The organism is Roseateles cavernae, assembly GCF_040187885.1.
GTDB lineage: Bacteria > Pseudomonadota > Gammaproteobacteria > Burkholderiales > Burkholderiaceae_C > Roseateles_E > Roseateles_E cavernae.
Map to the genome: position 1 here is coordinate 976,622 of NZ_JBDPLH010000001.1, position 14,753 is coordinate 991,374.

11 protein-coding genes are annotated in these 14,753 nt (G+C 70.7%); 2 read left to right on the forward strand and 9 right to left on the reverse strand.

Annotated features, from left to right (window positions below):
• Positions 1 to 57: 57 nt before the first annotated feature.
• A complete protein-coding gene (locus ABGI63_RS04690; protein ID WP_349741284.1) occupies positions 58 to 1,614 on the forward strand; it encodes a DVUA0089 family protein in 1,557 nt (518 codons plus the stop codon).
• A 10-nt stretch (positions 1,615 to 1,624) separates the two neighbouring features.
• Here the strand turns inward: ABGI63_RS04690 and ABGI63_RS04695 are convergent, their stop codons facing one another.
• On the reverse strand, positions 1,625 to 3,256 hold the full coding sequence (locus tag ABGI63_RS04695) for a M48 family metalloprotease (RefSeq protein WP_349741285.1): 1,632 nt from the start codon (positions 3,254 to 3,256) through the stop codon (positions 1,625 to 1,627).
• A 71-nt stretch (positions 3,257 to 3,327) separates the two neighbouring features.
• Between ABGI63_RS04695 and moaC the strand changes: the two genes are divergently transcribed.
• Entirely contained in the window at positions 3,328 to 3,828 is a 501-nt protein-coding gene (moaC, locus tag ABGI63_RS04700; RefSeq protein WP_349741286.1) for a cyclic pyranopterin monophosphate synthase MoaC, read from the forward strand.
• Here the strand turns inward: moaC and ABGI63_RS04705 are convergent.
• The 8 genes from ABGI63_RS04705 to ABGI63_RS04740 all read right to left on the reverse strand — a co-directional run bounded on the left by ABGI63_RS04705 (position 3,812) and on the right by ABGI63_RS04740 (position 14,741).
• Positions 3,812 to 5,533 carry a PglL family O-oligosaccharyltransferase gene (locus tag ABGI63_RS04705; protein WP_349741287.1) on the reverse strand — a complete coding sequence of 574 codons (1,722 nt, stop codon included), beginning with the start codon at positions 5,531 to 5,533 and terminating at the stop codon, positions 3,812 to 3,814. The genes moaC and ABGI63_RS04705 overlap by 17 nt on opposite strands.
• Positions 5,534 to 5,569: 36 nt before the next feature.
• Positions 5,570 to 7,609, reverse strand: a complete 2,040-nt coding sequence (locus ABGI63_RS04710; RefSeq protein ID WP_349741288.1) for a TonB-dependent receptor — start codon at positions 7,607 to 7,609, stop codon at positions 5,570 to 5,572.
• The gene (locus tag ABGI63_RS04715) at positions 7,606 to 8,754 is read right to left on the reverse strand and encodes a HupE/UreJ family protein (protein ID WP_349741289.1); all 1,149 of its coding nucleotides are present in this window, start codon (positions 8,752 to 8,754) and stop codon (positions 7,606 to 7,608) included. The genes ABGI63_RS04710 and ABGI63_RS04715 overlap by 4 nt, the downstream gene beginning before the upstream one ends.
• Complete coding sequence (locus ABGI63_RS04720; RefSeq protein ID WP_349741290.1) at positions 8,751 to 9,812, reverse strand: hypothetical protein; 1,062 nt, start codon at positions 9,810 to 9,812, stop codon at positions 8,751 to 8,753. Before ABGI63_RS04720 ends, ABGI63_RS04715 begins: the two co-directional genes overlap by 4 nt.
• A 16-nt stretch (positions 9,813 to 9,828) precedes the next feature.
• Positions 9,829 to 10,101 carry a hypothetical protein gene (locus tag ABGI63_RS04725; protein ID WP_349741291.1) on the reverse strand — a complete coding sequence of 91 codons (273 nt, stop codon included), beginning with the start codon at positions 10,099 to 10,101 and terminating at the stop codon, positions 9,829 to 9,831.
• A gap of 10 nt (positions 10,102 to 10,111) precedes the next feature.
• Positions 10,112 to 11,650, reverse strand: a complete 1,539-nt coding sequence (locus ABGI63_RS04730; RefSeq protein WP_349741292.1) for a DUF4331 domain-containing protein — start codon at positions 11,648 to 11,650, stop codon at positions 10,112 to 10,114.
• A gap of 96 nt (positions 11,651 to 11,746) precedes the next feature.
• Entirely contained in the window at positions 11,747 to 12,778 is a 1,032-nt protein-coding gene (locus tag ABGI63_RS04735; RefSeq protein WP_349741293.1) for a septal ring lytic transglycosylase RlpA family protein, read from the reverse strand.
• Positions 12,779 to 12,854: 76 nt separating this feature from the next.
• Positions 12,855 to 14,741 carry a TRAP transporter large permease gene (locus tag ABGI63_RS04740; RefSeq protein ID WP_349741294.1) on the reverse strand — a complete coding sequence of 629 codons (1,887 nt, stop codon included), beginning with the start codon at positions 14,739 to 14,741 and terminating at the stop codon, positions 12,855 to 12,857.
• Between the last annotated feature and the right edge of the window lie 12 nt (positions 14,742 to 14,753).

Genomic DNA, 14,753 nt, shown 5'->3' on the forward strand with positions numbered 1-14,753 from the left:
CAGAATCGATGGCGCCGGCCGCGGCGTAAAAACGTCTGATCCGAGGAGAAGGACGCAATGTCTGCGTTCGACCCGGAGATCGGCATGTTGCGCAAGTACCTGCTGGGCCTAGGCGCCCTCACCCTGAGCCTGGCGGCCGACGCCGCCGCCCTGGACTACCAGGGCCTATTCACCACCGACGACCAGCTCTTCGTCACCCAGTTCACGCTGGCTGCCGATGAGCCGGTGCAGGCCTTCAGCAGCTCCTGGCTGCAAGGCGGTTTCGCGCCGGTGCTGTCGCTGTTCGATCTGGCCAGCGGCGAGCTGCTGGCGCTGGCCAGCGGCAGCCAGAACAGCTGCGGCCCCGGCGAGGCCGGCGATCCGGTCAGCGGCTTTTGCTGGGACGCCCGCTTCGCGATCAGCCTGGCGGCCGGCAGCTACCGGCTGGTGCTGTCGCAGGACGGCAATACCCCGCTGGGCTCCAGCTGGGACGAGGGCTATCTGATGAGCGGCCAGCCCGACTACACCGGGCTGAGCTATCTGGGCAGCGAGCAACGCTTCATCAATGTCGACGGCAGCCCGCGCAGCGGCGCCTGGGCCTTCAGCTTGCACGCCAATGTCGTGCCCGAGCCCGGCACCTGGGCGCTGATGCTGGGCGGCCTGGGCTTGCTGGCCTGGCGCCGCCGCCTGGCCGGCGCCGCCTTGCTGGGTCTGGCCCTGCCGGCGGCCGCGCTGGACGCGCCGCTGGTGGCCGACACGCACATCAATGCCGGCCTGCCGGCGCAGAACTTCGGCGCCCTGCCGACGCTGAACGTCGGCGGCGGCGCCAGCGCCTTGCTGCGCTTCGATCTGGGCGGCCTGCCCGGTGGCATCACGGCGGCCAAGCTGGTCAAGGCCAATCTGCTGCTCTACGTCAACCGCGTCGGCACGCCCGGCACGCTGGAGCTGCTGAGTGTCTACGCGCCCTGGGACGAGGTCGGTGTCAGCCATGCGGCCGCCCCGGTCAATGGCGGTGCCGGCAGCGGCCAGAGCTTTGCGGTCGGCAAGGCCCAGCAGTTCATCAGCCTCGACATCAGCAAGATCGTCAAGGGCTGGATCAGCAACCCCGCCAGCAACCATGGCCTGCAGCTGCAGCCCGCGCTGAACAGCCCGGGCACCGTGGCCTTCTTCGACAGCAAGGAGAACACCGGCACCGCCCATGTGGCCCGGCTGGACCTGACCCTGGCCGATCAGGGGCCGCAAGGTCCGCAAGGGGCCCAGGGCATCCAGGGCCTGCAAGGGCCGCGCGGTTTCACCGGTCTGACCGGACCGGCCGGCCCGCAGGGGCCGCAAGGCAATCAGGGGCCGGCCGGACCGGTGCATCTGCACTACGTCAGCCACACCCACACGCTGGCCGGCAACACCTGGTCCGGCTACTCGGCGGTCTGCCCGGGCAATACCCGCCTGGTCGGCGGCGGCTGCGGCCACCGCGACAACAACAGCGCCCAGGACGAGATCAATGTGAACTATGCCGGCCCGCGGCCCGACTACTCGACCCAGGTCTACCAGTGCAATCTGCGCAACCATGGCGGCGACAACCGCGCGATCCGCATCTGGGCCATCTGCGCCGAAGCCAGCGGCGTGACCCAGCACTGAGTCCTCTGCGTCAGGGAGTTGCCAGCCGGGGCGTCAGCGGCCGTGCCTGCAGATTGGGCAGCTCGGCGCCCGGCGGCACATTGCCGCGGTACATCTCGCTGAGCAGCTGGCGGCGCTCGTAGAGCAGCTGGCGCAAGCGCGCATCGATGACGGCCGCCTCGATCTGGTCGGCGCTGCGGCTCCTCGACTGATTCAGGCCCGAGCGCAGCCGGTCGATCGCGCCATTGAGGTCGCCGGCCGCCGCGCGTGTCTCGCCCAGTGCGCGCACCGCACGCAGCGGCTGGTCGAGGCGCTGCCAGAGCTGGGCCAGCAGCGCCCAGGCCTGGGCATCATTGGGGTTCAGGCTGACATGGGTCTGCAAGGTGTCGGCCGCCTCGCGCGCTGATGCCAGGCGCGTGTCCACCAGGGCCAGCTGCGCGCGCTGGATCAGCAGCACGCGCGAACGGTCCTGCGCCAGCGGCGCCAGCGCGGCAAAGCCGGCCTCGCCCTGCTCGCGCGCCTGCGCCAGCTCGGCGCGCGCCAGGGTCAGCACACGGGCCGAGCGCGGGTCGCTGCCCATCATCTGCAGCAGCAGCTCGGCGCTGCGCAGCGCGCTGTCGGCGCGGCCGTAGTTGCGCATCTTGATCGAGGCCAGCGCGCTGGCATAGCGTGCCCCCAGCTGCTCGAAGCCATTGCCGGCCGTGCCCCCACGGCTGTCGCGCACGCCGGCGTCGAGCTCCTGCAGCTTGGCCCAGGTCTCGGCGCGCGGGTCCATCAGCACCCGCGAGCGTGCCGCCATCAGCGCATGCAGGGCCAGGCCATGCGGCCGCTCCATCGTGCCGGTGCCCAGGCGCGCGCGCGCCTCGCCGATACGTTCGCTGGTCAGCGGGTGGGAGCGCAGATAGGGGTAGTTGCCGGCGTCCATCAGATGGTAGGCCTGCTCCATGCGCTCGAACATGCTGGCCATGCCCGAGGGCGCATAGCCGGCCTGGGTCATGAAGTTGAAGCCGACGCGGTCGGCCTCGCGCTCCATATCGCGCGAGAAGCTCAGCGAGGCGGCGGCGGCGGCGGCCTGGCTGCCGACGATGGCGGCCTGGGCCGCATCGGGGCTGCCCGAGCGCGCGGCCACCAGCAGGCCGGCGATCAGGCCGGCAGTGGCCAGGAGGCTGTTGCGCGAGTCGCCGGCGATGCGGCGCGCGATATGGCGCTGGGTGATGTGGGCCAGCTCATGGCCCAGCACCGAGGCCAGCTCGTCGGGCGCGCTGGTGATCGCGATCAGGCCCAGATGGGTGCCGACGAAACCGCCCGGCAGCGCGAAGGCGTTGACGCTGCGGTCACGCACCAGAAAGATGTCCCAGGCGAAGCGCTGCTGCGTGTCGTCGCCGATCTGGCCCAGCTGCTTGGCCGAGTTCACCAAGGGGGTCCACAGCGACTGCACATATTCAAGCAGCAGCGGGTCGTCGAGATAGTCGGGGTCGATGCGGATCTGCCGCATGATCTGGTCGCCGATGCGGCGCTCGTCATTGACGTCCAGGTCCTGCGACACCGAGTCGCCCAGGGCCGGCAGATTGACCTGGGCCCTTGCGGGCAGGCCCGGCAGCAGCATCAGGGCGGCCGACAAGGCCACGGCCAGGCGGCGCGGGCGGGTCATCAAACTAGGCATTCGCGGCATTCTCCAGGCAGGTCAGGCGCCTATGATGGCAGATCGCAGGTTTCCAGATTGTTGCCGCTGCCATGACTTCCGCACTCACCCACTTCGACGCCCAGGGCCAGGCCCATATGGTCGATGTGTCGGCCAAGGCCGAAACCCATCGCATCGCCCGCGCCGCCGGCCGCATCCGCATGCTGCCGGCCACGCTGGCCCTGATCACCAGTGGCACGGCCAAGAAGGGCGACGTGCTGGGCATCGCCCGCATCGCCGCGATCCAGGCGGCCAAGCGCACCGCCGAGCTGATCCCGCTGTGCCATCCGCTGCCCATCACCCGCGTGGCGGTCGAGTTCGAGATCGATGAGGCTGGCGCCAGCGTGCAGTGCACGGCCCAGGTCGAGACGCTGGGCCGCACCGGTGTCGAGATGGAGGCCTTGACGGCGGTGCAGATCGGGCTGCTGACGATTTACGATATGTGCAAGGCCGCCGATCGCGGCATGGTGATGGGCGAGATCCGCGTGCTGGAGAAGCAGGGCGGCAAGAGCGGCGACTGGTCGGCCGCGCCGCTGCTCAGCGCATCTCCCTGAAATCGTAGTCGCGCGACGGCCCTTCGCACTGGAAGGGCGGCGGCTTCAGCGCCCTGACCTCGGGCTCCTCGCATTCGGCCAGCCAGTCCTCGGCCTGCTTGTTGCGGAACTCGCGCAGGCGTTGCACAACGTAGCGGGCGCGGTCGGTGTCGCCGCTGGCGTGCAGGGACTTGGCCCAGGCCATCATCAAGCGCGTGTCGATCAGCTGGTGGGCGGTGCGGCGGGTCGCCTCCAGCGCGGCCTCGCCGGCGGGCAGGCTGGTGGCGGCCGCGTAGTCGGCCTGCGCGCCGAAGAACAGGCTGTGCTGCCCGCGCGCGATGCGCTGCTCCAGCGGCGCGGCCTGCGCCGGCGGCATATAGATCTCGACCACGCGCAGATAGTCCCACAGCGCGAAGGCACTGCCGGCGATCATCAGCACACCGGCCGCGCGCAGCGCGCCGGCCGGCAGGGTCAGGCCTTGCCCGGCTTTGGTCGGCGCGGCGGCACCCAGGCACAGCCCCAGCGCGAACACCGCCGGCACCAGGAAGTAGACGTACCACAGCGGGTACTCCAGCAGGCTGTGCAGGCCGATCATCAGCACCATCATGAAGGCGCAGCGCAGCAGCGGCGCCTCGCCATCCGGCGCCCGCAGGCCCGAGAGGAAGGCGCGCCAGACCGAGTACAGCAGCAGCGCGATCACCAGCAGGCCCAGCGGCCAGCCCAGCTCCACCAGCAGCTGCATCGGCAGATTGTGGGTGTGGTCGAAGAAGGCCGTGGGCCGACCCGGGAAGGGCGTCATGGTCCAGGCCAGATTGAACTCGCCCCAGCCCACGCCGGTCAGCGGGTACTGCTGCAGCAGGCGCCAGGCATTGGCCAGGATGGCCAGGCGCGAGGGCGAACCCGCCCCCTCGGCCAGCCGCGACTCGGCGCCGAAGGCCTGGCCCGAGCTAGCGGCCCAGGCCGACATCAGCAGCCAGCTCAGGCCCAGCATCAGCGGCGTGGCCACCAGGGCCCAGCGCGAGAGCCGGGTCAGCTTGCGGTCCAGCAGACCCCACAGCGCCAGCAGGCCGATACCGACCATGCCGGTGCGCGAGGCGCTCAGCACCACGGCGAACACCAAGGCGAACAGCAGCGCCGGCAGCGCGGCCGCCCAAGCGCGGCCCCGGCGCGAGTTGGCCAGCCAGACCGCCGCGACACAGGCCCACATCAGCAGGCTGGCCAGATGATTGGGCTGGCGCATATTGCCGACCGCCCGGCCGACCACGCCGGAGCGCGCGATCACGCTGCCATCGGCCCAGCTCGGCGCGAACACCTGGACCAGGGCCACCGCCACGCTCAGCAGCCCGGCCACCAGCAGGGCCAGGCAGAACAGGTCCATCACCGGCTCGCGCGCCCGCGCGTCGCCACCGGCGCGCAGGCCGGCCAGCAGCACCAGCAGCGCTGCGGCCAGCGCGGCGGCGCTCGACAAGCCATTGGGTGCGACCAGCGCCGCCAGCAGCAGCAGGCCCAGCGCCAGCAGTGCGGCATTCGGGCGCAGACCCTGCCCTGTCCCTATCGGCGCCAGCAGGTACAGGCACAGGCCCCAGCCGGCCAGCGCGGCGAGCTGGTTGAACAGTGTCGCCATCGGCGTCAGGTTGTAGGCGATCAGCGGCGGCAGTGCACAGGCCGCCAGCAGGGCGGCCAGCAGCGCGGGTGAGGCATGAAGGGGGTGCGTCGGGCGATCCATGGGGCGGCATCATGGCACGGCGGCCGCCCCTTGGCCTCAGCGCAGTGCCATCGCCACGGTCAGGCGCAGGCCGCGCGGCTCGACCGGGTGGAAATGCCGGTCGGCCACCGGCGCCGCTTCGCCGGCCAGGCGCGACGCGTAGAAGTAGTCGATGTCGCTGGCGCGCCGGTCGAACAGATTGAAGACATCCAGGCTTACGGTGACGCGCGGTGTCGCGCGCCAGCTGGCCCGTGCATAGGCCAGGCTGGTGGCGCGCGAGCGCTGCGAACCGTCCTCGACCAGATCGCGCGGGCCGAAATGGCGCAGCTGCAGCTGGCCCGACCAGGGGGCGCCCGGCTCGGCCCAGCTCAGGCCCAGCGAGGCCACCTTGTCGACCGCGCCGGGCACGCGCCGGCCCTCGGGGGCCGGGTCGCGGTAGCGGGCGCGGGAGGCGGCCCAGTCCAGGTCCAGCTGCCAGTCGCGGCCGAGCCGCCAGTGGCTGTTCAGCTCCAGACCCTGGCGCCGGCTGGCCCGCGAGGCCTCGGTATCGCCAGCGTCGCCGACAAAGACCAGCTCCGAGTCCAGCGCCAGCCGCCACAGCGCCAGGCTGGTCTGCCAGCCCGGCAGCCACTCGCCGCGCAGGCCCAGCTCGGCGCCACGGCTGGCGGCAAGACCCGGCACGGCGTCGACCGTCGTGCCCTGCTTGGGCGAGAGCCGTGCCGTCGTGCCGCGCGCGTCATTGCTGTGGAAGCCGCGGCCGTAGTTGATGAAGAACTCGGTGCCGGCCCAGGGGCCGAGCACCAGGGCCAGCTTGGGGCTGAGCTGGCGGTCGCTGGCACGGCCGCTGTTGACCGCGATCGAGCTGTCGACGCGAAAGCGCGCCGTATCGGCACGCAGGCCGACGACGCTGCGCAGCCAGGGCGTCCAGCCGCTGGCCAGTTCGGCGTAGACGCCCAGGCTGCTCTCGCGCACCCGGCTTTCCTGCGTGGTGCTCAGGCGCCGGCGCTGCGCGCTGGCATACAGACCCACCGGGCTCAACCGGTCGTGGCGGGCCTGAGTGCCGAGGCTGATCTGCTGCTCGGCCCCGGCCCACTGGAACTGCCAGCGCCGGCTCAGCTCGCCACCGAGCACGCGGCGCGACTCGGCCTGCTCGAACTGGTCGCCGTTGACCGGGTCGTCCTGGAAAAAGCTGAAGTTGGAGAACAGGTTCAGACGCGAGTGGATCAGGTAGGCACTGGCCTGCCAGTCGCCGTCGACCATGTCGCGGCTGATCTGGCCGGAGAGCGAGTAGCGGGCGCTGCGTCCGCCGTCGCTGGCGTCCAGGCTGCCGAAGCGGCCGAGGTGGCCCTGATCGACCGCGCGCTGCGGGATCTGGTCGGTGGCGGTCCAGCGGTTGCGGTAGGCCATCAGGCTCAGCGAGGCCGAGCCCTCGGCCCTGCGTTCGCTGTAGCGCAGGAGGCCGTTGAACTTGCGCGCGCGCTGCGGTGTTTCCCATGGCCCGTCGTTGCCCTGCAGTTCCAGCGCACCCAGCCAGCGCCCGGCACCGGCGGCGCCACCGTCGGCCAGCAGCGCGCGGGCATGGCCGTGCCCGCCCAGCGTCAGGCTGGCAAGACCCGGCCCCATCTCGTCGCGCAGCCGCAGCCGCGCGCTGCCGGCCGAGGCGAAATCGCCGTCGCTGGCGAAGTAAGGGCCTTTGCGGTAGTCGATGCGCTGGACCAGCTCGGGGATCAGGAAGTTCAGATCGCTATAGCCCTGGCCATGGGCATGGCTGACCATATTCACCGGCATGCCGTCGACAAAGGTCGCGAAGTCGGTGCCGTGGTCGAGATTGAAGCCGCGCAGAAAATACTGGTTGGCCTTGCCGTCGCCGCTGTGCTGGGTGACGATCATGCCGGGCACGAACTCCAGCAGCTCCGCCGGCCGCAACACCGGCCGCGCCTCGATCAGGCTGGCCCGCACCGAGCCCTCGCTGGCGGCGCTGGCCTGGCCCAGACCCAGCTGGTAATGGCCCAGCAGTTCGACCTTGTCGAGTGTCTCGACCTGGGCCAGCGCGCCCCAGGGCGCCAGCAGGGCCAGCGCGGCAAACCGGTGTTTCATGACAACTCCAGCAGTTTGAGAGCTAGGGCCCGCTCCAGCAGCCAGACCAGGGCCAGCACCGCCGCCAGCAGCGAGCCGCCGCCCAGCAGCCAGCGGGCATAGAAGCGCTGTGTTCGCAGCAACCAGGCCAGTGGCACGAAGACCGCGACGATGAGCAGCTGCCCGGCCTCGACGCCGAGGTTGAACATCAGCAGCGGCCCGGCCAGCGCGCCCTGCCCCAGGCCCAGGTCCCTCAGCGCGCCGGCAAAGCCGAAGCCGTGGATCAGACCGAAGGCAAAGCTGAGCTTCCAGCGCGAGCGCTTGACCACCGGCCAGAGGTTGTTCAGCGCCGCCAGCAGCACGCTGGCCGCGATCAGCGACTCGACCCAGCGCGACGGCGGGTCCAGCACCCCGAGAACGGCCAGGCCCAGCGTGATCGAGTGAGCGACGGTGAAGGCGGTCACGACGCCGACCACCTCGACCAGGGCCGGTCGCAGCACCGGCGCCGGTGCCCAGCTGACCGACAGCCGCAGCAGCACCGCCGGCAACAGCAGCACCAGCAGGAACAACACGTGGTCGAGGCCGATCCAGATGTGGTGCACGCCTTCGAGGAAGAAGCCGCCGAGTCCCAGAGCGGCGGCGGCGTCGCCCAGCTGGAGCTGCTGTGGCCGGCCATCGGGTGCCAGCACTAGCAGCCGGGCCTCGTGCGTACCTTGCTCCAGCCGGGCGATGCCGCGGTGGGTCGGGTCGCTGGCGGCAAACAGCCGGTAGTTCAGGGTCAGGTCTTGCGGTGGGGCTTCGCAGTGCCAGCTGCGGCTCAGCACCGCATAGCGGCCATCGCTGTGCGCGGCGATCTGCAGCGCCCGGTAGACGCCGGGCCGGCAGGCCTGGCCTTTCGCATCGCGCAGATCGATGGCGAGGCCTTGCTCGGCCAGGGCCTGGATCGCCGGGGCGCGGCCGCGCAGCTCGCCCCAGATCAGCGCGCCATCGGCGTCGGCGTCCAGATCGAGCTCGCGGTCCAGATCGCGCAGCGCGATGTCGAGGCGCTGCTCCAGCGTCGCGCCCTGCAGGCTCAGGCGCAGATAGGCATCGCTGGGCTTGTGGGCCAGGGCTGGCAGCGCGAGCAGACACAGCAGGCCAGACAACAGGCATGTCAGCGCTCTCATCGTGCGGCCTGCCTCGCGCGGGCCAGCAGCAGCGCATCGGCCGGCTCGCGCTGCTGCGCCCAGTTGGCCTCGGCATGGGCCAGCGCGGCCTTGGCATCACCTTGCAGGTCCAGCGCGAAGCGGGCCAGCTCGCGCTCATGGCCGCCGTCGCCGCGCAGCCGCGCGGCCTCGAAGCGGGCCTGCAACTCGGCCATGGCCGGTTTGGCGCGGGCCGCATCGCCGCTGCGCTGCCAGGCAATCGCCAGGCGCAAGAGCAGCGCGTCGGCCGACTCTCCGCCCTGCAGCAGCCCGATGACCTCGGGCCAGCGCTGCCGCTCCAGCAGCCAGTCGGCATAGGCGGCGCGGGTGTAGACATCGTCGTTCAGCTCCAGTGCGCGGCGGTACAGCGTCTCGGCCGCCGGCTCGCCGCGTCGGTGTGCGAGCTCGGCGCGCAGCAGCGCGATCCAGCCGGCGGGTGCGCCGGGCTGGCGGGCCAGCCGCGCCAGCTCGCGCGATGCGGCATCGCCCCTGCCCTGCAAGCTGGCCAGCTCGGCCAGGCAGACCTGGCCATGCAGCGCGCCATGGCCATGTGAATCGGCCAGGCGCTGGCAGCCGGCCTGGGCCTCGGGCAGGCGGCCGCGCAGCTGCAGCAGGGCCGCGCGGCTCAGCTCGGCCTGGGCCTGGATGGCCGCTGGCGTGCCGGGCGCGGCCAGCAGCGTATCGAGATCGGCCAACGCGGCGTCGAAGCGGTGCTGGCTTTGCGCAATCGTCGCGCGCAGCAGCCGTACCGGGGCCGGCGGTGCCGGCTGGCTCCACCAGGGCGCCAGCGCGGCCTGGGCCAGGCCCAGCTCGCGAGGGTCGCCCTGCGCGCGCGCTCGGGCTATCGCCTCGCGTGCCAGCTGCAGCGCCAGCGGCAAGGTGGTGGGCGCCGCGACGAGCTGGGCCCGCAAACGGCGCTGCTCGGCACCGAGCCGGGTGGGCAGGCGCTCCACCAGCTCGGCCTCGCTGGCCGGGGTGTAGGGCTGGTCGGCAGCGGCCGGCAGGGCCAGGCAGCACAGCAAGAACAGTGTGATACGCATGACCCCGCTCCCGTACTCAGCCGAGCGAGACCGGCTCGTCGGTCTCGCTGCTGGGCGGTACCGACACCTTGTCGGCGCCCAGCGGCTCGGCGCTGTCGCTGCCGGTCTGGCTCTGCTCGATCGCGAACTGCGTGAAGCTGGCCGACGAGGCCAGCGCGCTGTCCGGCACCTCGGCCGGGCCGGCCGGCGGGCTCGCGACGACCGTGTCGTCATGATCGCTGCCACCGCAGGCGCTCAGCAGCGCGCCGGCGAGCAGGCCGAGCAGAAGCGTCTTGTTGAGGGTTCTCATGGCCTGCTCCTTACTTGGTGCCGCCGACCGGCGTGAACAGATAGGGGAAGCCGGCCAGCAGCGGCGCCGTGGCCTGGTCGACCGCGTCGTGCAGCTTCAGTGCGGTGGCGCCCAGCGGCACATTCGAGGGCTTGCAGTCGGTGCCGAAGCCCAGCGTGTTGCCATCGCCATTGGCCATGCACAGGCCGCCCATCACCGCGATCAGCGAGACATCGACGACATCGTCCTTGGGGCGGCGTCCGTTCGGGAAGCCGGCCATATCGTTGCCGCCGGCCAGGATGTTGCCGACCACGCCGAGCCGGTTCTGCTGCGCAAACGGCACCGGCGCAATCGCGGTGTTGAGCCGCAGCATCTCCGAGGCCACCGCATTGGCCGGCTGGTTGACGCCCTTGATGCCGGTCAGAAAAGTCGTGACCAGATCGGTGCGCGGCAGGTTCTTCGGCGCGGTGCCGGGCAGGGCCAGCGCGATCTCCAGCAGGGCCGGCAGGCTGGGGTGGGTCACATAACTGGCGAACTGGCCGTCGTCCTTGGGCTTGGCGCTGTTGAAGCGGTCCTTGTCCGGCAGGCCGATGACGACCTCGTTGACCAGGGGCATGCCCAGGCGCGATACCTGCACCCAGGCGCCACCGGCCTTCTCTGTGCTCTGGTGGCCGGGCTTGGGGCTCGGGTCGAGCACGCGGGCCTGGCGCAGGCTGGCCGTGGTCCAGCCTCCGATCACCGTCTCGGTGCCGGCGGTCAGGCAGCTCTTGTGCAGCTCCAGCGCCAGGGTCGTGACGTTCTTGTCGTCGATCGTGTTCTTGACCGCGCCGATCAGCGTCGGGTCGGTGATCACGCCGACCGGCGCATTGACCAGGTCGAAGATAGTCCCGAGATTGACCGCGAACGGGTCCTTGCGCTGGCCGACGAAGACCTTGCCCGGCATCGCGCAGCCGGGGATGTTGATGCTGTGCACATGCTTGCCGGCATAGGCAGCGTAGTCGGGGATGGTCTTGACGCCGATATTGTCGACCGGCTTGTCGAAGCTGGTGCCGCCGCTGGCATTGCTGACGGCCTGGCGGCCGCCGCTGCGGCGGTCGCCGCGCACGATGTCTATCGTGTAGCTCTCGTTCAGATTGAGCGTGGCGGCGCGCGGCTCGCTGACCGCACCTGCCTGTATCAGCGGGATCGCGATGCTCTTGTCGCCGATCGGCAGGCTCACGCTATTGAGCTTGTTCTTGAAGCGGAACTGGAAGCTGAGGTCTTCCCTGGCGTCGCCGTTGTTGTCGATATGGATCTCGTAGAGCGCGTTCGGATCGAGCGAGAAGTAGTTCGGTCCGCCATAGGCATCCTGCAAGGGCAGGTAGTTGGCGATCACGGTCACATAGTCGTTGCGGCCGGCCTCGTAGCTGGCGAACATATAGAAGTCGCTGGCATCGACCTTGGGCACGGTCGTGATGAAGGGCGCTTCGCGATGGCTGGAGGCGTGGGCGCCGCCGGCCAGCAGCAGGCCGGCGGCCAGCGCGATCAGGGTGGCGCGTGGGCGCACCTGGGAAGGGGTGTTGGATTGCATGAGGCGTCTCCGGATGGCGGTTGGCCCCGTGCCAACCTGCTGTCCTTACGCCCTGCATCCCGGATCGGATGCAGCCCCGCTCCGATTTGTTAGGGGTCAGCGTCGCTCGACCACCACCGGCTGCAGTGCCAGCGCCTGGCGCACGCGCTCGGCCGCCTGGCGCGCGTCCTCGCGCGTCGGGTAGGGGCCGGCCTGCAGGCGGTGCAGTGCGCGGTCCTTGAAGACGGCCAGCAGCGGCGCCATCCAGTCGGCTTCCTTCAGCAGCTGCTGCCGGAACGACTCGGCCCCGGCCAGCTGCGAGAACGCGCCGAGCTGCACCCAGAAGCCGGGCGCGGCCACCGTGCGTATCTGCGGCAGCGGAGCCTCGTTGGCCAACAGCAGGGCGGGGTCGGTGGCGGGCGCAGCGGACGTGGCTGCGGGCACGGCGGCCGTCGGCACTGCCGCGACGCTGGCCGTGGTGCTCAGCGCCGGCGCGCCGCTGGCCTCGCTGGCCACATAGACGGGCGGCGGCTCGACCGGGGCTGGCGCGGCCGGCTCGCTGCCGCGCATCCAGGCGCCGGTGCGGATGTCCTCATAGGTCAGCCGCTCCAGCTCGACCGCGCCGACCCCGCGCAGCAGATCCAGCTTCAGCGCGGCGGTGTAGCTGAGGTCGATGATGCGGCCGCGATGGAAGGGGCCGCGGTCATTGACCCTGACGATGATCTCGCGGCCGTTCTTAGGATTGCGCACCCGCGCATAGCTGGGGATGGGCATGGTCGGATGCGCGGCCGTCATCGCATACATGTTGTAGATCTCGCCGCTGGCGGTAGGCCGGCCGTGGAATTTCTTGCCATACCAGGAGGCCAGGCCGCGCTCGACCAGCGGCTCGTCGCCGGCCATCGGCTCGTAGCGCTGGCCCAGCACCTCGTAGGGCTTGTTGGGCCCGCCCTTGCGGATGTTCTCCAGCTTGGGCGCCGCATCGGGCACCTTGTGCAGATCCGGCGGGATCACCGCATCGGGGCCGTCCCGGGCCGGCCAGCCGCCGGGCGGCGGCGTTGGCCGCGAGGCCGGCACGCCCGGCGACGGCGCGCGAGTGGCGCAGCCGGCCAGCAGGGCCAGCAGCAGCAGGGCGGATAAGGGCTTCAACATCGGCATTGGGCGCGATGGTAGCCCGGATGCGCCACCGAGCGCCGGGGACGGCATGCCTGCGCATGCCGTCCCCGGTTCACAGCGCGATGGTCGAGATCGCCGGCACCGCCGCAATTACCGCGACGCCGACCAGCAGGGCCAGCAGATAGGGCCAGATGGCGCTCAGCACATCGTCGGGCTTGGCGCCGCCGATGCGGCAGGCGACGTAGAAGCCGAAACCGATCGGCGGCATCATCAGGCCCACATTCATTGCGCAGACGATGACCATCGCGTAATGCACCTCGTGGATGCCCAGCTTGCGCGCGATCGGGAACATGATGGGGGCCAGCAGCAGCACGGCCGGCAGGCCCTCCAGCAGGCAGCCCAGCACCAGGAAAACCAGCACGGTGACGGCCATGAAGGTGACCCAGCCGCCCGGCAGCGCGGTCATGAACTGCGACAGCTGCTGCACCACGCCGCTTTGCGTGATGGTCCAGGCCATCGCCGAGGCGGCGCCGAGGATCAGCAGGATGGCACCGCTCAGCGCGGCGGTCTCGACCAGCATCGCGTAGAGCTTGCCGCGCGTGATGCCGCCATACAGCACCTGGCCGATGACCAGGGCATAGAGCACGGCGATCGTCGAGACCTCGGTGGCCGTGGCGATACCGCCGCCGACCGCGCTGCGTATCAGGAAGGGCAGCAGCAGGGCCGGGCTGGCGATCAGCATGAAGCGGCCGATGACCTTCAGCGGTGGGCGGCGCACGTCCTCGACCACCTCGTGGCGCGCCTTCCAGCGCGCCAGGATCAGCAGCATGGCCAGCAGCACCATCGCCACGACGAAGCCGGCCTGGAACAGCCCGGCGATCGAGACGCCGGCCACCGAGCCCAGCACGATCAGCACGATGCTGGGCGGCACCGTGTCGGCCATCGCCGCGCCGGTGGCCAGCAGGGCCACCATGTCCTTGCGTTTGTTGCCGCGCCGTGACATCTCGGGAAACAGGGCCGGGGCCACGGTCGCCATGTCCGAGACCTTGGAGCCCGAGATGCCGGAGACGATGAAGAGCGAGCCCAGCAGCACATAGGACATGCCGGCCTTCACATGGCCCAGCAGCGAGGCCAGGAAGTCGACGATCGCCTTGCCCATGCCGGTAGCGTCGAGCACGCAGCCCAGCAGTACGAAGATCGGCACCGACACCAGGATCAGGCTGGACATGCCCTCGTCCATGCGGCCGACGACGATCAGCAGCGGCACCTGGGTCGTGAAGCTCAGATAGCTCAGCGCGCCCAGCCCGAAGCAGAAGGCGATCGGCACGCCGGCCGCCAGGCAGGCGCCCACCAGCATCACCAGAAAGATCAGGATGTTCAGATGGCCCAGATCGGCCAGCGCCGGCATCTGCCACCAAGCCAGTCCGCTGAGCCCGGCCACCAGCACGGCGGCCAGGCCCAGCACGCGCGGCCTGACCGTCTTGCAGGCGAAGGCCAGCACCACCACCAGCATGGCCAGCAGGCCGAAGGCGATCGCGGCGACGCGAAAGCTGTTCGGGATGTTCAGCGCCGGCGTCGTGATGGCCCATTCCTCCTGGGCGTAGATCGCGGCCGGCTGCAGCATCGCCAGCAGAAAGGCCATCACCGCCACCAGCGCCAGCGCGTTGACGAACTCGCGTGCGCCCGGGGCCAGGCGCTCCACCAGCAGGGTCAGGCGCAGATGCTCGTTGCGGTACATCGCGATCGCGCTGCCTATCATCGTCAGCCAGATGAAGGCGATCGACACCACCTCGTCCACCCAGATGATGGACTTGGTGAAGACATAGCGTGACAGCACGGCGCTCAGCAGCAGGCCGATGATCAGGGTCAGCAACGCGGCGGCCGTCACTTCGAGAGGCCGCATCACGCGTGCCATGACACCGCGGATGGCGACCGCGGCCGGCCCGTTGTCCACATGGTGGGGATCGCCAAAAGCGGGCGGCGTGGTGGTGGCGCTCATGGGGCTCCTCGT

Bases quoted from the DNA above. Each gene is read 5' to 3' on its own strand.
- ABGI63_RS04730 (WP_349741292.1), bottom strand. From the start codon at position 11,650: ATGCAATCCAACACCCCTTCCCAGGTGCGCCCACGCGCCACCCTGATC.
- ABGI63_RS04740 (WP_349741294.1), bottom strand. From the start codon at position 14,741: ATGAGCGCCACCACCACGCCGCCCGCTTTTGGCGATCCCCACCATGTG.
- ABGI63_RS04720 (WP_349741290.1), bottom strand. From the start codon at position 9,812: ATGCGTATCACACTGTTCTTGCTGTGCTGCCTGGCCCTGCCGGCCGCT.
- ABGI63_RS04735 (WP_349741293.1), bottom strand. From the start codon at position 12,778: ATGTTGAAGCCCTTATCCGCCCTGCTGCTGCTGGCCCTGCTGGCCGGC.
- ABGI63_RS04705 (WP_349741287.1), bottom strand. From the start codon at position 5,533: ATGGATCGCCCGACGCACCCCCTTCATGCCTCACCCGCGCTGCTGGCC.
- ABGI63_RS04725 (WP_349741291.1), bottom strand. From the start codon at position 10,101: ATGAGAACCCTCAACAAGACGCTTCTGCTCGGCCTGCTCGCCGGCGCG.
- ABGI63_RS04710 (WP_349741288.1), bottom strand. From the start codon at position 7,609: ATGAAACACCGGTTTGCCGCGCTGGCCCTGCTGGCGCCCTGGGGCGCG.
- ABGI63_RS04715 (WP_349741289.1), bottom strand. From the start codon at position 8,754: ATGAGAGCGCTGACATGCCTGTTGTCTGGCCTGCTGTGTCTGCTCGCG.
- ABGI63_RS04690 (WP_349741284.1), top strand. From the start codon at position 58: ATGTCTGCGTTCGACCCGGAGATCGGCATGTTGCGCAAGTACCTGCTG.
- moaC (WP_349741286.1), top strand. From the start codon at position 3,328: ATGACTTCCGCACTCACCCACTTCGACGCCCAGGGCCAGGCCCATATG.
- ABGI63_RS04695 (WP_349741285.1), bottom strand. From the start codon at position 3,256: ATGCCTAGTTTGATGACCCGCCCGCGCCGCCTGGCCGTGGCCTTGTCG.